The 23887-nt window shown below is 38.5% G+C and carries 25 protein-coding genes; 6 read left to right on the top strand and 19 right to left on the bottom strand.

Annotated elements, in window-relative coordinates; all coding sequences use genetic code 11:
* Positions 1-91: 91 nt before the first annotated feature.
* The 5 genes from PSF31_RS08930 (at position 92) to hemN (ending at position 5836) form a co-directional block, all read left to right on the top strand.
* Positions 92-844 (top strand): amino acid ABC transporter permease, encoded by a 753-nt coding sequence (locus PSF31_RS08930; RefSeq protein WP_094960825.1) that lies wholly within the window; start codon positions 92-94, stop codon positions 842-844.
* A 1-nt stretch (position 845) separates the two neighbouring features.
* On the top strand, positions 846-1598 hold the full coding sequence (locus PSF31_RS08925) for an amino acid ABC transporter permease (protein ID WP_096863540.1): 753 nt from the start codon (positions 846-848) through the stop codon (positions 1596-1598).
* Positions 1599-1783: 185 nt separating this feature from the next.
* Entirely contained in the window at positions 1784-3118 is a 1335-nt protein-coding gene (locus tag PSF31_RS08920; protein ID WP_004262814.1) for an NCS2 family permease, read from the top strand.
* 496 nt (positions 3119-3614) lie between these two features.
* Complete coding sequence (gene yihI, locus PSF31_RS08915; RefSeq protein ID WP_096863541.1) at positions 3615-4130, top strand: Der GTPase-activating protein YihI; 516 nt, start codon at positions 3615-3617, stop codon at positions 4128-4130.
* Between the two features lie 332 nt (positions 4131-4462).
* On the top strand, positions 4463-5836 hold the full coding sequence (gene hemN, locus PSF31_RS08910; RefSeq protein ID WP_096863542.1) for an oxygen-independent coproporphyrinogen III oxidase: 1374 nt from the start codon (positions 4463-4465) through the stop codon (positions 5834-5836).
* A gap of 175 nt (positions 5837-6011) precedes the next feature.
* Here hemN and ampC(Phz) read toward each other — a convergent pair whose 3' ends face one another.
* Entirely contained in the window at positions 6012-7154 is a 1143-nt protein-coding gene (ampC(Phz), locus tag PSF31_RS08905; protein ID WP_232062756.1) for a class C beta-lactamase AmpC(Phz), read from the bottom strand.
* A gap of 182 nt (positions 7155-7336) precedes the next feature.
* On the opposite strand from ampC(Phz), the gene PSF31_RS08900 reads away from it, so the two are divergent.
* The gene (locus tag PSF31_RS08900) at positions 7337-8218 is read left to right on the top strand and encodes a LysR family transcriptional regulator (protein ID WP_096863543.1); all 882 of its coding nucleotides are present in this window, start codon (positions 7337-7339) and stop codon (positions 8216-8218) included.
* 78 nt (positions 8219-8296) lie between these two features.
* On the opposite strand, the gene PSF31_RS08895 is transcribed toward PSF31_RS08900, so the two are convergent.
* The 18 genes from PSF31_RS08895 to PSF31_RS08810 form a co-directional block, all read right to left on the bottom strand.
* Complete coding sequence (locus PSF31_RS08895) at positions 8297-8584, bottom strand: helix-turn-helix domain-containing protein (RefSeq protein ID WP_004262793.1); 288 nt, start codon at positions 8582-8584, stop codon at positions 8297-8299.
* A gap of 100 nt (positions 8585-8684) precedes the next feature.
* A complete protein-coding gene (locus PSF31_RS08890) occupies positions 8685-8906 on the bottom strand; it encodes a helix-turn-helix domain-containing protein (protein ID WP_004262791.1) in 222 nt (73 codons plus the stop codon).
* 189 nt (positions 8907-9095) lie between these two features.
* Positions 9096-10082, bottom strand: coding sequence for a fimbrial protein (locus tag PSF31_RS08885; protein ID WP_004262787.1), 987 nt, complete (start codon positions 10080-10082; stop codon positions 9096-9098).
* A 9-nt stretch (positions 10083-10091) separates the two neighbouring features.
* A complete protein-coding gene (locus PSF31_RS08880; protein ID WP_004262784.1) occupies positions 10092-10376 on the bottom strand; it encodes a helix-turn-helix domain-containing protein in 285 nt (94 codons plus the stop codon).
* A gap of 44 nt (positions 10377-10420) precedes the next feature.
* On the bottom strand, positions 10421-10918 hold the full coding sequence (locus PSF31_RS08875; protein WP_036958601.1) for a fimbrial protein: 498 nt from the start codon (positions 10916-10918) through the stop codon (positions 10421-10423).
* Between the two features lie 13 nt (positions 10919-10931).
* Complete coding sequence (locus PSF31_RS08870; protein WP_004262778.1) at positions 10932-11447, bottom strand: fimbrial protein; 516 nt, start codon at positions 11445-11447, stop codon at positions 10932-10934.
* 9 nt (positions 11448-11456) lie between these two features.
* On the bottom strand, positions 11457-12440 hold the full coding sequence (locus PSF31_RS08865; RefSeq protein ID WP_094960819.1) for a fimbrial protein: 984 nt from the start codon (positions 12438-12440) through the stop codon (positions 11457-11459).
* Positions 12441-12452: 12 nt separating this feature from the next.
* Positions 12453-14963: a fimbria/pilus outer membrane usher protein gene (locus PSF31_RS08860; RefSeq protein WP_096863544.1), complete on the bottom strand. Its 2511-nt coding sequence runs from the start codon at positions 14961-14963 to the stop codon at positions 12453-12455.
* Between the two features lie 26 nt (positions 14964-14989).
* Positions 14990-15658 (bottom strand): fimbrial biogenesis chaperone, encoded by a 669-nt coding sequence (locus PSF31_RS08855; RefSeq protein WP_164561248.1) that lies wholly within the window; start codon positions 15656-15658, stop codon positions 14990-14992.
* A 59-nt stretch (positions 15659-15717) separates the two neighbouring features.
* The gene (locus PSF31_RS08850; RefSeq protein ID WP_094960816.1) at positions 15718-16242 is read right to left on the bottom strand and encodes a fimbrial protein; all 525 of its coding nucleotides are present in this window, start codon (positions 16240-16242) and stop codon (positions 15718-15720) included.
* A gap of 672 nt (positions 16243-16914) precedes the next feature.
* Positions 16915-17235: a helix-turn-helix domain-containing protein gene (locus tag PSF31_RS08845; protein WP_096863545.1), complete on the bottom strand. Its 321-nt coding sequence runs from the start codon at positions 17233-17235 to the stop codon at positions 16915-16917.
* Between the two features lie 30 nt (positions 17236-17265).
* Positions 17266-17544, bottom strand: coding sequence for a helix-turn-helix domain-containing protein (locus PSF31_RS08840; RefSeq protein ID WP_110592680.1), 279 nt, complete (start codon positions 17542-17544; stop codon positions 17266-17268).
* Positions 17545-17697: 153 nt separating this feature from the next.
* A complete protein-coding gene (locus tag PSF31_RS08835; protein WP_094960814.1) occupies positions 17698-18195 on the bottom strand; it encodes a fimbrial protein in 498 nt (165 codons plus the stop codon).
* 15 nt (positions 18196-18210) lie between these two features.
* A complete protein-coding gene (locus PSF31_RS08830) occupies positions 18211-18726 on the bottom strand; it encodes a fimbrial protein (protein ID WP_036958600.1) in 516 nt (171 codons plus the stop codon).
* Positions 18727-18736: 10 nt separating this feature from the next.
* Positions 18737-19720, bottom strand: a complete 984-nt coding sequence (locus PSF31_RS08825) for a fimbrial protein (protein WP_094960813.1) — start codon at positions 19718-19720, stop codon at positions 18737-18739.
* A gap of 14 nt (positions 19721-19734) precedes the next feature.
* Positions 19735-22257, bottom strand: coding sequence for a fimbria/pilus outer membrane usher protein (locus tag PSF31_RS08820; protein ID WP_164561247.1), 2523 nt, complete (start codon positions 22255-22257; stop codon positions 19735-19737).
* Between the two features lie 25 nt (positions 22258-22282).
* Positions 22283-22951, bottom strand: a complete 669-nt coding sequence (locus PSF31_RS08815; RefSeq protein ID WP_096863579.1) for a fimbrial biogenesis chaperone — start codon at positions 22949-22951, stop codon at positions 22283-22285.
* Positions 22952-23008: 57 nt separating this feature from the next.
* Entirely contained in the window at positions 23009-23539 is a 531-nt protein-coding gene (locus tag PSF31_RS08810) for a fimbrial protein (RefSeq protein WP_096863547.1), read from the bottom strand.
* Between the last annotated feature and the right edge of the window lie 348 nt (positions 23540-23887).

The following is a 23887-nucleotide window of genomic DNA, read 5'->3' as shown; positions in this document are numbered from 1 at the left end:
AGTGATTTGAAGCCCCGCACTCTGTGTGGGGTTCTTGGTTATAAGGGATGAGTTTTTAATCACAAGCTGTGAAGGCAATAGGTCGTGAACAATGTTTGAAAAATTTTTAAATGGTGATTTTTGGTCTGCCCATTTCTTGGCACCGCAGTATTTAGAATGGTTTGGCTACGGCTTTTTGATCACTATTTGGATCTCGATTTGTACCATTGTTGCAGCCACTGTATTGGGTTTTATAGTTGCATCAGCAAAGGATAGCCAAATTACTCTTGTGCGTTGGGCTGTGAGTATCTACATCTCTATTTTCAGAAATACGCCTTTGTTGGTGCAGTTATTCTTTTGGTATTTCGCTTCTGGTGAAATTTTACCCTCTGCTGTAATGGAATGGCTCAATACTCCCCATGAAGTCCATTTACTTGGAATCACAGTGGGTTGGCCGTCATTTGAATTTTTAGCCGGTTTTATCGGTTTGACCCTTTATACCGTGCCGTTTATCGCTGAAGAAATTCGTGCTGGGATCCGTGGCGTTCGTCAGGGACAGAAATATGCGGCGTTTGCTTTAGGGCTAACCTCATGGCAGGCCATGAAACTGGTGGTATTACCGCAAGCCGTTAAAATCGCGATGCCTCCACTACTGGGCCAATATATGAATGTGGTGAAAAATTCATCATTAACGATGGCGATAGGCGTCGCAGAATTGTCTTATGTCTCCCGCCAGGTTGATAGCCAGACACTGCAAACCTTTGCTGCATTTGGTGTCGCAACCGTTTTGTATATTGCCATTATTGCGGTAATGGAAGGTTGGGGCCAGTGGCGTCAACAGCGTAATTTGGCTCAGGGGGTATAAGATGGATTTTTCGATTATTGAGCAGAACTGGCAATATTTATTGTTTGGTACTTTTCCAGATGGGCCACTCGAAGGCGCTGCACTGACGTTAGTCATTAGTTTACTTGCTGGTGCGGCTTCTATTGTATTAGGAACATTGGGCGGAATAGCTTTAGCCATGCTGCGGGGCTTCTGGGTTAACCTATTTGCGGCGATTTTAGGTTTTTTCCGTGCAATTCCGGTCATTATGTTAATTTTTTGGACCTATTTTCTGTTGCCAATCTTATTGGGTATGGAAATTCCGGGTATTGCAACAGTCGTCTGTGCATTGGCATTAATTACTTCTGCATATTTGGCTCATGCCGTGAAAGCCGGCATTTTAGCGATAGGAGCAGGGCAGTGGCAGGCAGGGTTATCTTTGGGGTTTAGCCGCTGGCAGGTATTGTGGAATGTCGTATTGCCACAGGCCTTACGTATGATGGTTCCTTCATTTATTAACCAGTGGGTAGCATTAATTAAAGATACCTCATTAGCCTATGTTGTTGGTGTTGCGGAGCTTTCTTTCTTAGCAACCCAAGTGAATAACCGTGAAATGGTTTATCCTCTCGAAGTTTTCTTATTCGTAGCATTTATTTATTTTGTGATGTGTTTTGCGGTAGAAATTATTGCGAATAGGGTGGCGACAAAGCTGAGCGTGCAACATCAACCCCAGAAACTGGCTGCGAAACATCGTTTATTGTTTTGGCGCCGACAAAAATTGTTAGCACTTTCCTAAATCAAAAGTGGTGGTGAAATACTCACCACTTTTTCACTCCACTATTTTGGTTTCTATTATTATTTCATCTTGGCGTATCAGTTAGTTAGGACATTTTTGCCCCTTATAGTTTACGCAATCGTTTTCTTTTGTGATTTTTAATTGTAGTATAGGGCGAAAAAAACTTTTTTTGGGCGCAATATCTAATGAGTAATCAATCTTCTAGCTCGGCACAACCGCAGGGCTTGTTTCAGCGTGTTTTTAAATTGCAAGAGCACGGCACGACAGCACGGACAGAAGTTGTTGCAGGCTTCACCACCTTCCTAACGATGGTATATATCGTCTTTGTTAACCCTCAAATTCTCTCAGTTGCAGGCATGGATATCAAAGCTGTGTTTGTCACCACCTGTTTGATTGCGGCTATTGGTAGTATTTTGATGGGGCTGTTGGCAAATTTACCGATTGCAGTAGCACCTGCTATGGGGCTGAATGCTTTTTTTGCTTTCGTTGTAGTTGGCGCGATGGGCTATTCATGGCAAGTTGCAATGGGGGCCGTATTTTGGGGGGCAGTCGGGTTATTTATTCTGACATTATTCCGTATCCGTTATTGGATTATCGCCAATATCCCGCTTAGTCTTCGCGTCGGGATCACCAGTGGTATCGGCCTATTTATTGCGATGATGGGGCTGAAAAACTCCGGTATTATTGTCGCTAATCCAGACACGTTAGTCTCTATCGGTAACTTGACTCACCATAATGTTTGGCTGGGAGCCCTCGGGTTCTTTATTATTGCAATCTTAGCGGCTCGTAATATTCATGCCGCGGTATTAGTTTCTATTGCAGTGACCACCTTGATTGGCCTAGCTCTGGGGGATGTGAAATATTCTGGGATATTCTCAATGCCGCCAAGTATCACGAGTGTCGTCGGGCAGGTTGATTTCGCTGGCTCTTTAGACTTAGCGTTATCCGGTGTGATTTTTGCCTTTATGTTAGTAAACCTGTTTGACTCATCAGGCACCATGATAGGTGTGACTGACAAAGCTGGTATCACAAATGAACGCGGAACTTTCCCACGGATGAAGCAAGCGTTATATGTGGACAGCTTGAGCTCTGTTGCAGGTTCAGCGATGGGGACATCTTCTGTCACCGCCTATATTGAAAGTTCTTCTGGTGTTTCTGTTGGTGGGCGTACAGGTTTAACTGCGATTGTCGTTGGTATTCTATTTCTATTGACCATGTTTATCTCTCCTCTTGCCGGTATGGTTCCTGCTTATGCAACTGCGGGTGCCTTGATTTACGTGGGCGTGTTGATGACTTCAAGTTTAACCCGCGTGAAATGGGATGACTTAACTGAGTCTGTACCCGCATTTATTACCGCAGTGATGATGCCATTTAGCTTCTCAATCACAGAAGGTATCGCACTAGGCTTTATTGCGTACTGTGCAATGAAAATTGGTACAGGCCGCTGGCGTGATTTGGGGCTGTGTGTGATTTTAGTGGCGGCGATGTTCCTACTAAAAATGGTGCTCGTCGACGCCTAAAATACGCTTTATATTTTGAACTGTAGCGGTGTTGGCTGCGTTTGCTAACCCTAGTCACATACTTTTGTATGCTCCTAGGGATTAGCAACTCTTGCCGCCTTGCTACAGCTCAAACTATTTAGCGTATTAATATTCGTCATACTTCAAGCTTTGGCGTTGTTGTCTTCACTCGGCTACTCGGGTCACATACTTATGTATGCTCCCCGAGATAACCTCGATTGACGCCTAGCCACAACTTGAATTATTTAGAATATTTCTCAAGATGGCTCTCTATTTTTTTAGGTAAAACCACTTGGAAGATTAATCCCCCTTCAGATGGCTTTCCCGTCTTGTTACTTGCATGCAACTCAAATTATTTAAGGTATAATCATTAAAGTACTATTGCGAAGGCAGGGTGGAGTAAAAAATCCGCTGAAATTGCAAACTAGTGCTTTCCCCCTTTATGGGATCCTGCTAGATTTCGCAGCAGAAACTGACTTTATCAAGGTATCAGACCATGAATGCACCAAAAAAACCGGCTGCTAAGCCAAAGAAAAAATACCGTAAAACTAAAGAAGAGATAAATGCTGAAGGCCGTGAGCGTAAGCGCGAGAAAAAACATCGTGGTCATAAATCTGGTAGCCGTAACCAAGAATCTGCTTCTAACAATGCTAAAGGTGGGCAATCTACCACCACAGACCCGCGTATTGGTAGCAAAAAACCGATTCCATTAGTTGTGGATGATAACAAACCTGTAGCGCGTCCAGTGGTGAAAGAGATGCCAGTCGCTAAAGAAAAATTGACGCCAGAAAAAGAGTTGGAAATGCTAGAAAGCGATGACCGCCTAGATAGCATTTTGGCGCGTCTGGAGGATGGCGAAACTATCACTGCGCAAGAACAGCAGTATGTTGATACCTGTTTAGACCGTATTGATGAACTGATGAATATTCTCGGTATTGAATATAGCGAAGAAGAAGAGGAAGAAGACGAAGAAAAACTTGATGACATTATGCGCATCTTAAAAAGTAAATAATTTCGTTTAAAAGATCCCTCGTGCTAGCGGGGGATTTGGTTATTTTTTCTGCTAACTCACTTTTCTTTGATGTTGCATCAAGTCTCTTTTCGCTAACATATTTATACTCGTCATATTCAAAGCTGCAGCGTTGTTGACTATGTTCATTCGCACGAGTCTCATACTTATGTATACTCCTAGGGACTCATTCACTTGTCGCCTAGCTGCAACTTGAAATATTTAGAGTCTATAATGCTTATGCAGGTTATAAAATTTTCACTCTCATCGAATAACAAATTAAATAGAGTGAAGTCATCGTTATAGTTTGAGCTTTTGGTCAATTGAGGAATGTTATGTCAGAGCAAAATATTGTTTGGGATCTTTCTCTCATTCAAAAATACAATTATTCAGGGCCTCGTTATACCTCGTATCCTACCGCCTTGGAATTCAATCAAGATTATGATGATAATGCGTTTGTTCAAGCAACACAACGTTATCCTGATCGACCTTTATCGCTCTATGTCCATATCCCTTTTTGCCATAAACTTTGTTATTTCTGTGGCTGTAATAAATTAGTGACACGCCAAAAACATAAAGCCGATGAATATCTTAAAGTAATTGAACAAGAAATTATTCAGCGCGCAGCTTTATTAAAAGGTCGTATTGTGACCCAGATGCATTGGGGCGGTGGTACTCCGACTTACCTCGATAAAGCTCAAGTCAGCCATTTGGTTGGTTTATTGAAAAAGCATTTTCATTTTGCGGATGATGTTGAAATGTCCATCGAAGTCGACCCGCGTGAAATTGAACTGGATATGATAGACCATCTGCGCGATGAAGGGTTTAACCGCTTAAGCATGGGAGTTCAGGATTTTAATAAAGAAGTTCAGGTGCTGGTTAACCGTGAACAGGACGAAGAATTTATTTTTGCCCTAATTAAACGAGCCAAAGAAACGGGTTTTACCTCAACGAGTATTGATTTGATTTATGGTTTACCTAAACAAACTCCTGAAAGCTTTGCATTTACCTTAAAGAAAGTGGCTGAATTATCACCAGATCGCTTAAGTGTGTTTAATTACGCGCATTTGCCTAATTTATTTGCGGCGCAGCGTAAAATTAAAGATGCTGATTTACCAAGTGCAGAGCAAAAACTCGATATTCTGCAAGACACAATCGCAACCCTCACCAGAGATGGCTATCAATTTATTGGTATGGACCACTTTGCTCGCCCTGAAGATGAGCTCGCTGTGGCCCAACGAGAAGGGGTTTTACACCGTAATTTCCAAGGTTATACGACTCAAGGCGACTGTGATTTATTAGGATTAGGCGTTTCTGCGATCAGTATGTTAGGCGATAACTACGCGCAAAATCAGAAAGATTTGAAAACCTATTATGCGCAAGTTGAAGAGCAAGGCCAAGCGCTGTGGCGAGGTCTCGTCTTAACCGATGATGATTGCTTGCGCCGTGATGTTATTAAAACCTTAATCTGTAACTTCCAATTGGATTTTGCACAAATTGAAGCAATCTATCCAATTGACTTTAAATCTTATTTTAAAGAGGATTTAGAGCTATTGAAGCCAATGGCAGAAGACGGGTTGGTTGAAATGACAGACAGAGGTATTAAAGTTACGCCGCAAGGGCGTTTACTTATTCGTAATATTTGTATGTGTTTTGATGTTTACTTACGTAGTCAGATGAGGCAGCGGCAGTTTTCCCGTGTCATCTAAATGCTCTTTATTTTTCGTACTGTCGCATTGTTGTCTTCATTCAGTCACACGGGTCACATACTTAGTGTATGTGACCCGCGCTGTCTTTATTTCGACGCCTTGCTCTAGCACGAACTATTTTGAGTATTACTGGTTCGTTATCTGATTATTTAGAACATTGGATGTTCTGCGTGGGCTAGTGTTTCGCTTTTTCGATTAGCTGGTAGGCCGCAGTGATGCGGTCAGGGATTGGATACCATTTGTTGGATAAAATAATAATACCCACTTGGTTTTCCGGAATAAATGCCGCATAGGTTGCAAAACCATTGGTTGAACCTGTTTTATTGTAAAAAGCCTGTGTTTCAGGTGGCATTACAGGATGGATAGCTTCAACTTTTTGCGGTGTGAGCGCCATTTCATTTCGGTTACCTTGCTGTAATTGAGCAAGAGATACTGGCCATGAATAGCTTTCCCACATCATATCTTGCATAAATGAATCGGTCATATAGAACCCAGTATGGGTGTTCTCTACGGCTTCTTGCCATGGCTTAGCGACTTTCTTCGTTTGCATATTAATATCTAAGAAGCGAATTAGATCTTTAGCATTAGATTTCAAACCATAAGATTCAGCATCTAAAATTTGTGGTGCCACACGAATGGGCTGATCGTGCTTATTATAACCTTGAGCATAATTTTTCTGTTGGTTTTTAGGGACATGAATATAGGTATGTTTTAGCCCAAGTGCAGGCAACATTAATTTTTCCATCGCTTGCTCAAATGGCATTTTGAGTTGTTTAGCGGTAACGATACCGAGTAGCCCCACGCCAAGATTTGAATAAGAGCGATATTGCCCAATGGCTTTGGTCGGTTTCCAATGTTGGTAATAACGGATTAATTCCGCTGAATTAGTAATGCTATCAGGCACAAATAACGATAAACCGGAAGTGTGAGTAGCCAAGTTCATTACTGTGACTTGGTCAAAAGCAGACCCTTTTAATTCAGGAAGATAGTGGCTTACCTTTTGCGAAAAATCGAGTTTTCCTTGGTCTTGTGCATAGGCTGCGAGTGTGGCAGTAAAGGTTTTAGACAAAGAACCAATCTCAAATAAAGTCTCATCACTGACAGGTACTAAGCTTTGCTTAGACTGCACACCATAGTGATAAATATAGTGTTTCCCTTCAACGGAAATTGCGACAGACATCCCTGGGATCTGTTTTTGTTCCATCAGAGGTTTAATAATGTCATCCACATCCTTTTGAGTGAACGCATTAGCGGATAGCGTGGTTAACGCCAAACTCAGTGCGACAAAAATTCGCCCCTGACGAAAAAGAGTTTTCATAGAGTTATTCCAATAAGTACAAGTTTAAGTTATTGCTAACAGGAATTGAAAGCACTTCATTGTAAATTTAAAGTGCTTTAATATAGGCTATTAGGCGGTTAAACCGCGACTGCCAAGCAGTATGCATGCTTTCGGCCATTATTTAAAACGATATAAAATTCGATGAGGTAAAAGGAAATCTTATGGCAGAAAATTATCGTCATCGGCTTCCACTCAATGCGCTTAGGGCATTCGAAGCTTCAGCGCGGCATTTAAGTTTTACACGAGCAGGAATAGAGTTGAATGTCACTCAGGCAGCTGTTAGTCAACAAGTTAGGTTGTTAGAGGAGCAGCTGGGACTAGAACTCTTTATTCGCTTACCTCGAGGGCTTGCATTAACTGATGAAGGGCTTGCATTGCTACCCGTATTGAGCCGCTCTTTTGACCAGATTGAGTCACTACTATTGCAATTTGAAGATGGCCATTATCGAGAAGCTTTAAGTATTTCAGTGGTCGGTACATTTGCTGTGGGCTGGTTATTGCCAAGATTAACCCAATTCTCGGAACTATACCCTTATATTGATTTACGCATTATGACTCATAACAATGTGGTGAATCTCGCTGCCGAAGGCGTTGATTTTGCTATTCGCTTTGGGGAGGGCTTATGGCCACTGGTTGAAAATATTCCTCTATTTTCAACGGCTCATACTGTACTTTGTTCAGAGAAAGTCGCGAGCCAGCTCAAACATCCATTAGATTTAAAATCCCACCAGTTAATGCGTTCATATCGTAAAGATGAATGGGAAAAATGGTTTTTAGCTGCGGAGATTGAACCTTGGCGTGTCAAAGGCCCTGTATTTGATTCATCACGTTTAATGGTTGAGGCTGCGTTATTAACCGACAGTATAGCATTGGTGCCAAGTTGCATGTTTAGTCATGAATTAAGTGCTGGGGCGTTAGTTCAACCTTTTGATATATCTGTAACACTGGGTGGATATTGGTTGAGCCGTTTAAAGTCGAGAGTCATGACACCAGCAATGGCGATATTTTGTCATTGGTTGGTGGAGGAGTCTAAAAAAGAATAATAAGTCGGTGCTATACTATAAATAGAAATAGCACCGATATTTAATTTATTGGCATATTATAATGCTCATATTTAGAGGTTAGAATACCAAAGCTTCAGCAGAGAAATAATTCTTTTTATTAACAGAGAGCTCTGTACTATTAATATCCGTAATGGTTTCAGTAAAGAAATAGGTCGGCGAAACATTAAATATTTGTGCCAACTGGTAAATAGTATCGACATGAATATTAACCTCGCCATTTTCATAGCGTGATTGGTGTTGTTGGCTAATGCCTAACAATATGCTTAAATCTTTACCACTCATTCCGTGACTTTCTCTTAATGATCTTATTTTTAAACCGACGGATTTAGATATTTTTCGTTTCATGATTTTCTCTCTAATTTATTTTAAATATTATAATGTTAATATAATTAAATATTTTTAATGTAATTGGATCTTCTAGTGATATGTATTATTACTTAATTTATTAAAAATCATGGGACTGAAAGAAGGTTTTAATATCAATTTCAAAATACGTTGCATACTGGAACAATCTATCTAAAGTAATTCTATTTACTCCTCTTTCATATCGTGACTGTTGTTGTGGGCTGATGCCAATAACCTCGGATAGTTCATTAACTGAAAGTCCATTCGTTTTCCGATAATAAAGTATTTTTTTGCCAATTAGGTGAGATGTTGAATAAGGCATATATACTCCTATAATTATATTTTTTATTTCTAACTAAACACGATGAAAGATTACCTCTCTATCTTAACCATTTTAATAAAATAGTAAATTTGCTATTTATCAATTGTTCGATGATATTTTTCGATGTTAGCAATAAAAATCAAGTTATAAATAAATTAATATCTTTTTATGATTAATGTTGGATGCTATTTATTCATATCTTATGTTAACCGAAGCTGTTGAGTTTGCAGTTCCTGCAGTTATATTATTAGCAGTCTTAATATATCTAGCTTTCCAATTAAAAATATAATCGCCACCTGCAACATTGTTTTGCAAAGTGAACTTTGAGTTGAGCTTTATCGGGTTACTATTTCTATCCAATAATTGAATGGCGACTCCGGTTGCTTGCCCTTGCCCAGACAATTTAATCTTCCCTGTATTGATATCAACATACCCAGCACTACTTGTGACTGTCACTTTTAGATTGGTGCCTGCAGCGCAGCTTAATGTAATGGGTATATTGACACTATTGCTAGTAGAGCCAATAGCTTTAAACTGAGTATCATACCAAGTCCCTAAGTTAACATTGTAACTTGTCGCTTTTGTTGAGCACTTTAATACATTAATTTTGATAGTACCTGCTGGAATATTCAGCGATGTTAAATTCCACGTACTGTTATGTGGCGCAGGGTTACGCTGTGTTAGTCTTCCCACATGCCCTGCCTTTAAATTTCCCCCTTGTGTGACTTGTCCTGTTTTTTTTATGGTAATCGTCCAATATGGGTTAGCAATAGTCCAAGCGGCTGGGTTAGCTGCTGTTGGTGGTCCATAACGTGTATTTAAAAAACCGATATTGGTTGCTTTCACTTGAATGCTGATGCCCGGTATATTACTGGCTGCAATTTTATTGCCGTTTGGTACCCAACCATTGACATAGTCAGCGTGTAAGTAGGCATCACCACATTGACCATTACTTTTTGGGCCTGAAAATGTATTGACTTGTGAGCCTTTAAAATTGACCTGAATAGTGGCTAAATCGCGAGCCCCTGTATCATCATATTGCAGCGAATAGGTTCTTGCTGGTACATTCACCACAACATTCCGTAAATTAGGATTTTGAATACAGGCCGCTTGTGTATATGCAGAATAAGCAAAAACCGAGCCTATTATTACCAGTAAAATTTTCTTTTTAGTCATAAAATATCCTTAACATTTACTTTTTTTATTTAAATATTTTTCTTCTGCATGCTCAATCTCATTGATCTCTCTAGAATTGAAAATAAAAAAAGCCATAATATCAATTTCAAATATCTTAGAGTAATGATAAAGCCTATCAATATTAATTCGATTAATACCACGCTCATAGCGTGACTGTTGTTGTTCACTCACACCCACGATATTAGATAAATTTTCTAATGTCATGCCTTTCATTTTTCGGTAATAGGTGATTTTATTGCCAATTATTTTTGATATAAGATAGTAATTAGGCATACCGCTTTCCCCTATTAAAACTGATATAATTAAAACAAACTTACTTACTGATATGTAAATGTAAATTCTAAATGGCTTTTAAATGAACCTGCAACCATACCACTTCCATAACCCGAGACTCTTGCCGATAATGGGATTTCAACATTTCGCGTTTGAGTATTAACATTCGCGGTAATGGTATCGCCATTTTTTATTGTTGTTTTATTGCCGGTATTGGCTAAATTTAATGCCACATTTTTCGCCGTACCATTATTAATAAAATGTTCAGTTATTGTTGAGTCTGGCGTACCTGATATTTTCATTACAGCTTTGGTGGTGCCTACAGGGCAATTTTTTAGCTTCACGGAAAAATCAACCCACGGAGATTTTTGCGTATCTTTGATATTCCAAATATTAATTTTTTTCAAATCGATTAAATAATTATTTTTTTCAACCTCACAAGGAGCAGCAATAACGACGCCATGCACTTTAATATTTGCTGTTAGCCCAAATGCAGTTAAAGAACAGCTCATTAGTGATAGTAATAGGATAAAATGTCTCATATTATTTTCTCTTTTATAAATAGGTAATTGTTGCCGTAATATTGGCGGAAATAGTTCCCGGAGTGGCATTACCTAATGAGCTAAAGGCGCGTGTGCGTAATGGAATATTAATATTCGCTTGCCCATTTGTCGGAACTTGTAATACTTTTTGGTTACCTAAAGCGGTTGTTCCATTACCATTTTGTAGTTGAACGGCTAAGTTTTTAGCCGTACCTTGATTTTTGTATAAGCTTGCTGCATCCGCAGTATCTGCGGTTCCTGTAAACGTCAGTTTTACTTGATTAATAAAAGATGAACAATTATTTAGGCTAATATTAAATGTGTTCCAGTTAGAACCTGAACTCGCATTACGAAATACATCAGCAGAAATATTTTTCAGGTCAATATCAATATTATTCCCACCGGTAATATTGCAAGTTGCGGCTCTAATATTTCCGGTAAAGTTCAATGTCACTGTGCTAGCAGCAAATAAATTCCCACTGAATATTAAGCTACTAAGTAAAAGTAAATTTTTAGATATTTTTTTCATTTTTTATTCCTACTCATAGCGAATATTTACAGTAGCAGAGGCATTCGCTGTACCCGGCGTGATGTTATCTGCCGTTTTGATATAGCGAGCTTTCCAATCAAACATATAATCACCAGCCGGCACATTATTTTGCAGGCTATTTAAAGTGTTCAACTTGATCGGGTTATTATTTTTATCTAGCAATTGTATTGCGACACCAGTGGCGCTATCAGGTCCCGTTAGAGCTAATTTTCCTGTAGCGGTATCTTCATATTTAGAACTTGTGACCGTCGCTTTAATATTGGTACCCGCTGCACATGTTAAGGTAATTGGAATATCTACAGGCGCACTGGTTGAGCCTATATTAGGGAATTGTGTATCATACCAATCTTGCATATCAATATTGTAGGTTGACTGGTTGTTCTTTAATGAACAGCTAAGTACATTGATACGAATCGCATTTGCAGGCATGTTTAAGGTTGTTAGATACCAAGTGCTAATGGGCGTCTGATTTTTTTGAGTTAATTGAGCTACTGGGCCAGAGCGCAGGGTATTTGACGAGGTTACCTGCCCTATTTTTTTTATTTTAATATACCAAACGGTATCTGATATTTCCCATGGTTGCTTGCCACTTGAGGAAGGGCCAAACCAACGATTGAAATCTCCACCTATTGATGCAGTTTGAACTGAAATACCGATACCAGGAATATTTGATGTTGCAACACCATTATTGGGAACCCAGTTATTAATAAAATCACCATATAAGTAAGATATACCACAGCTCCCATTTCCTTCAGAATAGGTAGTTGTCATCGAACCAGATAAATAACGGACACTTAGTGCCCCTAATTCTCTGGTAGTTATATCATCATACTGAATGTTATAAGTTGCTGTAGGAATATTCACTTGTATATTATTAAATCTTGGATTCTGGATACAGGCTGCATTTGTATAGCTTGAATATAAAAATAGACTTATAAATATAAAAGTAGACTTATAGAATAAATTTTTCATTTATATCACCGATTATTTACAAATTGCAGCTGTTTTATATAACCCCATATAATTCGATATACCTGCTAAGTTATAATTTACTTGGCATTGTTGTTTATCGTTATATTGAATGGTAAAGCTGCCATTTTCAGCTAAACCAGATAAATAAATTTCGCCATCATTGCCCACTATATTATTTAGCTGAGGATTATCTTTAAATATCGCCTGAGCACCAAAAGGTACGGGGTTACCATCAGCAAAGGTTAATATCATGATGGCTCGGTACCCGACATTTGCGGCAAAGCTGGCTTTCACTAGAGCGCCACGGCTTGGTGCAACACTTTGGCTGGTTAACTCCATTTCCGTATTTTCAGGTAGTTCAGAAGTATCAATATCAATCACATTTTTACGATAAGCCGTGATATAAGGCACGAGTGCATAACCTTGGTTATTAGTGACAACCCCTGCTTGGTTTAATACTGGTACATCACCTGCATCTGGGATTTCAACAATAGCCGCGGTTTCGCCTAATTGTTGACCGAGTACAAGGCCGCCAGAGTGAGCCACTAAGCTACCATTAACACCGTAATAGAGGTTATAGTTGTCTTTGCTATAGCCTGTTCCACCTGAAATTTCACCATATTGGCCTTTATAAGAAGCGTTCATATTACCGCTAGTACCTTGTTCTTGAGTGGTGAAACCCTGCTGCATGCTCCAATTTAAGCGGTTATTAAGTTGTGAAGCAGAAAGCCCAATACTGCCTGTGCTTGGGCCGTTGCTGCTACTATTACTGTTAAAGTTGTAATAGAAGGTGTTATCAAACACGGTAAATGGCACACTGATAGAGAAGGCAAGCTGATGATCATCTTCACTTTTCGTACGGCTACCGGAAGTATATGAGTAGCTATTAGTATTTTTATTATAGGTATAATTCAAACTATAACTGATGCCTTGCCAACTATTGTTATAACCTACTGTAGCAGATTGAGTTTTACGGTCACTATTCCAGTAGTCTTCATTGATATAGCCTACAGAGATTGAACCAAAGTTATCCCCTAAGTTTTGGCTGAGGGTGATCTCACCACGATTACGGCGGCGTTCAATTTCAGGGATATAGTTTGTATTTCTATAGCCGTCAAAGACTTCCGCTAAACTGTAAAAACCTTTAGTGGAATAACGATAACCAGCCAATGCGATATTAGTACCAATATCGTTGATATTTTTGTTATAGCGGAAACGGTATGATTGGCCTTTTTCCTTAACGTCATTACTTAGCGTTGAATTTGCATGGGTAACGTCAATGGATAACGCACCAAATCGCCCAAGGTTTTGGCCTGTACCGATGGAGTAAGATTGGTAATGCTCACTCACTTGGCTACCACCATAAGCGGTAATACCATACGGTAGACCATAGATTAAGGTAAATTGGCCAAATTTTGTTTTATCAATGCTACTGTCATAAGCGCGGTATTCCCCGCCCGTTACGCTATAAGAAAAATATCCTTCACGTTGTAATACAGGTAATGAAGCAAAAGGAACGATTTGATATTGCTCGCTACCGTTGGATTCTTTGATGGTGACATGCAAATCACCGCTTCCCCCTGTTGGGTATAAGTCGTTGATTTCAAAAGGGCCCGCAGCCACCTCGGTTTGGTAGATAATGTAACCATTTTGGCGGATCGTCACCTGTGCGTTGCTACGAGCAATCCCACGTACAACGGGCGCATAGCCGCGTAAACTCTCAGGGGACATATCATCATCTGTCGCAAGCTGAGCACCCCGAAATGGCACGCTATCAAAAACCATCGAAGGTGAGACACTATCCCCCAAGGTCAACTGACTTTTGATGCTATTAATACCGCGTGATGCGTAGGTATAGATGGTATCCCATTTACCGGATTGGTCGGTACTACTTGACCATGTTGTGTAATTGCGTAGCCGCCATGCTCCAATATTTAAGCCAGGTCTTAAATTTACATAATGGGATGTGTTATCCGAACCACTACTTTTACGATCGTAATTTTTAGAGCCGTTATAGCTGTAATTTAATAGCAGTGCGTTGATGCCATTATCGATATTGGCTAAGTCAACGTAACCCCTTGGGTTTCTATCCAATGCGATTTGGGGGATGCTTAAATATAAACGTTGAGAATCAAACTCAAAATTACTTGTGGCATCAGGGATCGCTGCAAGGTTTACACAGTGACTTCCTGCGGTTTGTAATTCAGGGTATTCCGCTGTTTTGATACCAAACTCTTTAATATCAGCAAGTGATAAACATGGAACTAATTGGTTACGGCTATTTTTTTCAAATTTAAGATTTTTAGCACCAATTAAGTTGGTGTTGACATAAATATCAACATAGTAGTCACCGGCTAATTGCTCATTATTCTCGAACTGTGACAAATCAACCGAATCTTTATTCGGTAGCTCTAAAAAGTCAGGATCAAAGTAGACATTATTTTCTGTTTTTTCTTCAGCATATAGCGATGCGGTATAGCCTAAATATAATAGTAGGCCTAGAGATATTTTATTTATTTTCATGATAAAGCCCAACTTATTTTATAGTTTTATATTTTCTTTTCGAGTGCTTCTGGTGCTGCACCATAATCATTAATAACTTCCCATTTAATTGTTCCATTAGTATTTGAGTTATTAACCTCGAAAGTCGCACTTGAGAAAGGTGCCGCATAAGAAACATCATTAGCCTTTGTTCCGTTAAAGCTGATGCTCTGGAAATTCATAAAATAAGGTGTTGGGTTTTTAACCGTAATTTTATTTCCAGATTTAGACCACACTAATTTTTTTTGCTCTTCAATAAAATTAACATCTTTTAATGTTTTAGGGCGATAAATTAATTTCATTTGCGTTTTAAAGGCAATTTGTAATGAGTTCTCTGTTCTTTCTGTTGCTGGAATAGTTTTTATATTTAACCAGAACAATGACTCTCTATCATTAGGTAATTTATTTTCTGTTAAAAATATTCTAAGCGCATTAGTTCTATCTGCATTTAGCCTAAATAATGGTGGTGTGATAGAAAAATCAGACTGTTTTTTTTCATCTATATTATCTATCCAAGATTGAATCAAATAAGGGATTTTATCTGGATTTTCTACGCTGATGCTGACATCTTTGTTTCCCTCATTATAAATAACACGGGTTCCACCAATAATAACACCAGCATTCGCAGTATTTATTAGCGTAAGTAAGGAAATGAAAATATAGATAATAGATTTCATAATACCACCATTGATTATTATTAGATAAGGCTTAAGTCCTTTTAAACCTTATTTATTACTTAGTTATAATTGATTGTGAAAGTTGCTGTCGCATTTGCAGGACCAGGAGTCACTGTGTCAGACTTAGCAATATAACGTGCTCTGAAATCTAAATTATTTTCCACATTTTGTTGTAATGGATATGCTTTAGAGGCAGTAAATAATGGAACAATTTTATTCGTATCATCAGTAATTTGAATTCCAACGCCAGTTGCAACGCCAGTTTCTTCTTTTAATTTAATAACTTCATCATCACCAATATAAGAATCAGCATCAAATTTTACTGAAGCCGTTGTTACTGTAGCAGGGCAATTAATTAATTTAATCGTAAATTTAGTTGCTGCCGCTGTACTTCCTGCGTTTGGTAATGCTTTTTTAGATACTTGTCCTAAGTTTACTTTTAGTGCATCAGAGCCAGCTGCTAATTCGCATGCTTGGTCGATGATTTCACCTGTAAAATCGATAGTACCATCTGCTGCTAATGCATTATTAACAGCAAAGATTGAGGTTGCAGCAATTAATGATGCAAGTAAGTTCTTTTTCATTTGTTTTTCTCCAAAAGATAATTATTTATTTTTATTGAGTAGGTGGAATTACCAATTACTCAATTGGAGAGTATTTTGAAACTATTTATTAAAATAAACAAGTTTTGTAAAATTTGGTAAAATATAATTAAATTTTAAAGTATTTAATTTTTTTAATTAAGTTAACACATTATAAGAGAAGGATTAATACACTATATTGAGCTAAGTTAAATATAATTTTTTTTGATTTTTTCACTAAAGTTAAATAACGATATAAAACTAAGAATAATTACAAGGAGGGATATAAATTTAATTTATCTCTCATATGGTGATAATTTGGGATTATAAGGTTTTGACTTATTAGACCACATACAGTGGATGTTGTATTTTTACTATCGAAAAATGAAATAATAGTATAGTTATCGGATTTAGCAGGTCTAAATGTGCTATTTATTTGGTTTTTTATAGAGAAAATGGTGTTGCCATTCAGTAAATGAATAAAAATAGGGGTAACTTTGGTTTTAAGGAAACATTAAATGACTATCAAAATGTTCTTATTAAATTCAATTAAGTAGCCTTAATTTTAATTCGCTATGTTAAGGCTACGTGAGAGATTTCTTACTTATAGATACCTTTAGCTATAGTTGTCATGACTATAAATTTCCTATAAATAAATTTAGTTTTGTATTAACGCTATTTGTATAAATTGAAATTATGTTCTGGTGATAATAGGCTTTCTGCTTGCAATATTTTTTTTCTATTCTGTTTATTACTCATTATGTTAACTGGTAGTGGGGTAGCAAAGTCAACAATTAACTCTTGAATATCAAGGTCGAGTATTTCGGAAATAGAATATAACGTATCAACATGAATTCGGATTTCGCCTAATTCATGGCGAGATTGATGCTGCTGACTAATTCCAAGTAATGTGCTGAGTTGCTGAATACTCATGTTTTGGTCTTTTCTTAGTGTGCGGATCCGCGCTCCGACAATTTTAGAGGTGTTTTTTTTCATACAGTATCCAATAATGATTAAGTAAAAATACTATAAAGAAAATGATTTTTTAATTTCATAACCATTTTTAATTTTTGTTTTTTCATCGTCACTAAACGAAAAAAAGTAACTAATGTTAATATCAAAATAGTTGGAATATTGTTTTAGTCTATCTACCGATATTCGGTTATTTCCCCGTTCATAACGTAGTTGCTGTTGCTCACTAATTCCAACAGTCTTAGCGAGAGTAATAAGAGAGAGTCCTTTATTTTTACGCAATGACTTTATTTTATTACCAATAACCGCAGAGACAGGGTAATAATTGCTCATTATTCAACCTCATTGATTTTTTATTCTTAATAAGTAAAAGAATGCCTTGTACCTTCAAGATACATCTATCAGGTACTATGGTTTTTATCTTGATTTAAATCACACGTATACAGTTTTTATTTGGATATTAGTTAATATAATAGCCAGACCTTGTTAATGATAAACAAATGTAAAATCAAGGTGGCTATTAAATGAACCACTTGTCATACCTGAGCCATAGCCTGCCATTCTCGCTGATAGCGGAATATCAACTTTGCGGGTTTGTTCATTAACGGGCACCGTAATTTTTTCACCATTTTTTATCGTGGTTTTATTTGCATGGTGAGCTAAGTTTAATGCGACATTTTTAGCACTACCGGTGTTGATAAAATAATCCGTTGTGGTTGAATCTGGGGTGCCTTTAATTTCCATAATGGCTTCCTTGGTACCCATAGGGCAATTTTTCAATTTAATTGAGAAATCAACCCACGGTGAAGTTTGTGTATCCCGAATATTCCAAACATTCACTTTTTTCAGGTCAATGACATGATTGATGGTTTCTAATTCACAGGGCATAACTGCGACATAACCATGTACATTGATATTAATTTGCTGGTCTGTTGCCAATACGGGGCTGGAAGCAAGACAGAATAACAGCACTATTTTCTTCATATTATATGCTCCGGTTTATAAATAGGTGATGGTGGCGGTAATATTGGCTGAAATAGAGCCAGCCACGACATTACCTGCCATGCTAACAGCCCGCGTACGCAGTGGAATAGCGACATCAGATTGCCCATTTAAGGGCACTTGTAATATTTTTTGATTACCTAACGGTGTGGCACCATCACCGCTTTGTAATTGCACAGCTATATTTTGAGCAGTACCTAGGTTTTTATATAAGCTAGTCGTATCAGCTGTGTCCGCAGTGCCTGCAAATGTCAGTTTGATTTGATTGATAAATGACGAACAATTATTTAAATGAATATCAAAATTTCTCCAGTCGGACCCTGTCTGCGCGCCACTAAATATATCAATAGGTAAACGTTTTAAGTCAATATCAATATTGTTGCCGCCAGAGATATTACAGGTAGCGGCTTTGATATTGCCTGTAAAGTTAACGGTAATATTTGACGCTGCAAATGAATGAGATGACATCGCAAGTAAATTAATCGATAAAATAGTGAATAATATTTTCTTCATACGGTTATTCCTATTCATAGAGCACATTAATTGTCACGGTGCCATTAGCGGATCCGGGTGTCACTTTATCGGCAGTTTTAATGTAGCGCGCTTTCCAACCAAAGATATGCTCGCCTGCTGCGACGTTACTTTTTATTGTTTGCTTGCTACCTAAAGGAATGGGGTTTTTATTTGCATCAACAAGCTGTATGGCGATCCCTGTCGCTTTATCTGTACCCGATAAGCCTATGTGCCCCTGAGATGCATTAATAACACCACTGGTACCGACTACTGTTGCTTTTATATTGGTGCCCGCTAAGCAGTTTAAGGTAATTGGAATGTCAACTTCGCTACTGGTGCTGCCAACAGTAGGAAATTGAGTATCATACCAATCACCTAAGTTAATGGTAGGAACAGTATTTTTTAAAGTACAACTGAGAACTACAATTTTAAAATTCACAGGTACTCTTAGTGTTGAAAATGACCATCGGCTATAACTAGGTAGCGAGTTCGTTTGGTAGAGTTCTGCAAGGTTGCCTGACTTTAGGTCGCCTGATTGAATTACCCGGCCATCCTTTCTTAAACGTACCGCCCAACTGATTCCTCCTGGAGAGGCCCAAGCTAAGTATGCTTTGTTATAAGGAAGGCTTCTTTTCCAGTTAAATGCTGAATTGATTCCTGCCGCGGGTATTGAAATATGTATACTTACCCTAGCAATATTCGTGTTTGCATAACCATCGGTGCCTTGACTCCAGCCATTAGAATATTGCCCGTATATCGTGCTATAACCGCATTGATCTCCATTAGATGTCGTTGCATTAGCCGCACTTCCCATCGACATGACCTTATGATATATCTCTTTTGTACTATCATCATCATACTGAAGGTAAATCGTCTCGGAAGGTAGAGTAGTAATACGATTCTTGAATTGAGGATTTTGATTGCAGGCTGCACTTACATACCCGGTATATAAACATCCCACCGCTAATACAGAGTTGACTATTAATTTTTTCATTATCGATTTCCCTCTTATCGGCATACCGCAGTAGTTTTATATAACCCCATATAATCTGAAATACCGGTTAAGTTATAATTTACTTGGCATTGCTGTTTATCGTTATATTGAATAATAAAGTTCCCACTCTCTGCTAAGCCGGATAAATAAACTTCGCCATCATTACCCACGAGATTATTGAGCTGCGGGTTATCTTTAAATATGGCCTGCGCACCGAATGGCACTGGCTTTCCATCAACAAAGGTTAAATTCATAATGGCACGATAACCGACATTGGCGCTAAAACTGGATTTCACTAGCGCCCCACGGCTTGGGGAGACTGACTGGCTGGTGAGTTCCATTTCCGTGTTGTCAGGTAACGCCGAAGTATCAATGTCGATGGTATTTTTACGGTAGGCTGTCACGTATGGCACTAACGCATAACCTTGGTTATTGGTCACTACACCCGCTTGGTTTAGTATTGGTACACCTCCTGCATCGGGCACTTCTACCAATGCGGCGGTTTCACCTAATTGTTGCCCTAACACTAACCCGTCCGCGTGGGCGACAAGGCTGCCATTAGTTCCGTAGTACAGGTTATAGTTATCTTTGCTATAGCTCGCACCACCAGAAATTTCACCATACCTGCCTTTATAGGTGGAGTTCGCATTACCAGAACTGCCTTGTCCCTGATCGGCTAAACTTTGTTGCATGCTCCAATTTAAACGGTTGTTCAGGTGAGATGCTGATACACCGATGCTACTCGAACTGGAGTCTCGGCTACTGTGGTTACTGGCAAAGTTAATGTAGGCGGTATCTTCAAACAAACTGAACGGAATATTGACCGAAAAAGTAAATAAATGGTCTTCATCACTGTATTTTTTTGCCCCAGCACTCTGCGAATAGCTGCTGGTATTCTTGTTATAGGTGTAATTCAGCCCATAACTGATCCCTTGCCAGCTATTGTTATAGCCAAGGGTTGCTGACTGTGTTTTGCGGTCACTATTCCAATAGTCTTCATTAACATAACCCATTGAAATAGAACCGTAAGTATCCCCTAGGTTTTGGCTGAGGGTGATTTCACCGCGATTACGGCGGCGTTCGATCTCAGGGCTGTAGGTGGTATCACGGAAGGTGTCAAACACCTCGGATAAACTGTAATACCCTTGGGTTGAATAGCGGTAACCTGCCAAAGCAATATTGGTGCCGATATCATTGAGGTTTTTGTTATATCTAAAGCGGTAAGACTGACCACGTTCTTTGCTGTCATCACGCATTTTGGCGTGAGATTGAGTAATATCAATAGAAAGCGCCCCGAAGCGCCCCAAGTTTTGCCCAGCACCTATCGAATAAGATTGGTATTTTTCACTGAACTGACTTCCTCCGAACATAGTGATGCCATAGGGTAAACCGTATACCAAAGTGAACTGACCAAATTTGGTTTTATCTACATGGCTATCATATGAACGGTATTCACCTGCGGTGGTGCTATAAGATAAATAACCCTCACGTTGCAGCACGGGGAGTGAGGCAAAGGGTACAATTTGCACCTGTTCGCTGCCGTTCGACTCTTTTATCGTCACATGTAAGTCACCGCTGCTGCCGGTTGGATAGAGGTCAGTGATTTCAAAGGGGCCTGCTGCCACATCGGTTTGGTAGATGGTGTAACCGTTTTGGCGAATGGTAACCTGTGCGTTGCTGCGAGCTATCCCGCGCACGACTGGCGCATAGCCACGCAGACTTTCAGGGTACATATCATCATCGGTGGCGAGCTGAGCCCCACGAAACGGTACACTGTCAAATACGTCTGACGGAGATACGCTGTCTCCCAAGGTTAGTTGGCTTTTTATGCGGTTGATCCCACGGGAGGCGTAAGTATAAATAGTATCCCATTTATTGGGCTGCCCTGTGCTGTTGGACCACGTGGTATAGTTGCGCAGACGCCATGCCCCAATATTTAAGCCGGGGCGTAAATTGACGTAGTTTGAGGTGGTGTCTTCTCCACCTTTACGATCGGTATTTTTAGAACCGCTATAGCTGTAATTCAGTAATAGGGCGGTAATACCGTTATCGATATCTGCAAGGTCAACATAACCCCTCGGGTTTTTCGCCAGCGCGATTTGCGGAATACTGAGGTATAACCGTTGTGAATCAAATTCAAACTGGCTTGTTGCGTCAGGAATGATTGCTAAATTGACGCAGCCTGTTTGGCTATTTTGTAGCTCAGGATAATCTGCAATTTTAATATCAAAGCTTTTTAAATCATCCAAAGTTAAGCAAGGAACCAGTTTGTTTTCAGTATTTTTATCAAATTTTAAACTTTTTGCCCCGATTAAGTTGGTATTGACATAAATATCAACGTAATAATTACCAGCCAATTGTTGGTTATTTTCAAATTGGCTTAAATCGACCGCATCTTTATTAGGCAACTCTAAAAAATCAGGGTCAAAATAGATATTTCCCTCTGTTGTATTATTGCCGATGGCATTTTCAGCGTATAAAGGTACCGTATAGCCTAAATAAATAAGTAGGCTAAAGCATATTTTATTTATTCTCATTTTAACAACCTAAATCAATTTTGGGCTATATTTTCGCTTCAGCCAGTTCAGATGCGGAGCCGTAATCATTAATGACTTCCCATTTCACCGTACCATGATTCGCAGCATCGTTAATCTCAAAAGAAGTGCTAGAAAACGGTGCAGCATAAGAGACGTCATTCGCTTTTTTACCGTTGAAGGTAATACTTTGGAAATTCATAAAATACGGTGTCGGGTTTTTTACTGTAATCATATTGCCTGTTTTTGACCAAGTTAATTTTTTTTGTTCTTCAACAAAATCAAAATTTTTAATTGCAGAAGGACGATAAATTAATTTCATTTGCGTTTTAAAGGCAATCTGCAATGAATTTTCTGTTCGCTCCGTTGCTGGGATTGTTTTTATATTTAGCCAAAATAATGATTCTTTATCTTTCGGTAAGGTATTCTCTGTTAAAAATATTCTTAACGCATTGGTTTTATCTGAGTTTAATCTAAATAATGGTGGTGTAATGGTAAATGCGGATTGCTTATTTTCATCAATGCCATCAATCCATGATTGAATTAAATAAGGGATTTTATCAGGGTTTTCGACACTAATACTGACATCCTTATTTCCCTCATGATAAATAACACGAGTGCCGCCAATAATAACGCCTGCATGGGCTAAATTAATCAATAAAAATGAAGAAATAAAAAAATAAACTAAGCGTTTCATATTAGTACCATTGAATAGAGGAATAAGGTTTAAATCCATTTAAACCCTAAAAGCCTATTAGTTATAATTGATAGTGAAGGTTGCGGTTGAGTTTGCTTGACCAACGCCAACGCTATTAGACATTGCAATATAACGAGCGGTAAAATCTAAATTATTTACTGTCTTTTCTTTTAATGCATACGCGCTAGATTCAGTAAATAGTGGAACGGTTGTTCCTGTGGCGTCCTGAATTTGAATACCAACATTTTTTGCTGTTGTCGCAGCAGTAGGGTCGGTTAACTGGAGTACACTATTATCACCTGCGTAACTGGTGGCATCAAATTTAACCGTTGCGCTAGTCACGGTTTGCGGGCAGTTTTCTAATTTGATGGTAAATTTAGTCGCTGCTGCCGTGCTACCCGTACTCGGTAATGCCGTTTTAGAGATTTTCCCTAAGTTTACGGTAAATGCATCAGAACCGGTTGCAAACTGACAAGCCTGATCGGTAATTTCACCTGTAAAATCTATCGTTCCATCAGCAGCTAATGCATTATTAATGGCAAAAACAGACGATGCCGCAATTAAATAGGCAAAGACATTCTTTTTCATTTTTTACTCTCCAAGAGGACATTTATTTGATGTGATTGAGCCAGTGAAAATATTCAGTTACTCAGTCGGGGAGTATTTTGACTTTTATTTTAAAAATAAACAATATGAGAGTAATTTGGGTTTAATATCCTTATTTGATGCTATTTTTATATCTTGTATTTGGTATTCACATTATAAGTTGGGAGTTTTTTATGGATATTTTAAGAAATGTTGATTTTTTAATTATGGGATTTTTATTGCAGATAAAAATAAAGATTAAATAGTTAAATTAGTTTTAAATTGGTTCTTTTTGTTATTGTTTAACTCATAATGTGTTTTGATGGATTTTAATATTATTGCTGCATTTTA

The organism is Providencia sp. PROV156 (assembly GCF_028480905.1).
Taxonomy (GTDB): Bacteria; Pseudomonadota; Gammaproteobacteria; order Enterobacterales; family Enterobacteriaceae; genus Providencia; species Providencia hangzhouensis.
This window is presented reverse-complemented; position numbering and strand designations above follow the sequence as displayed.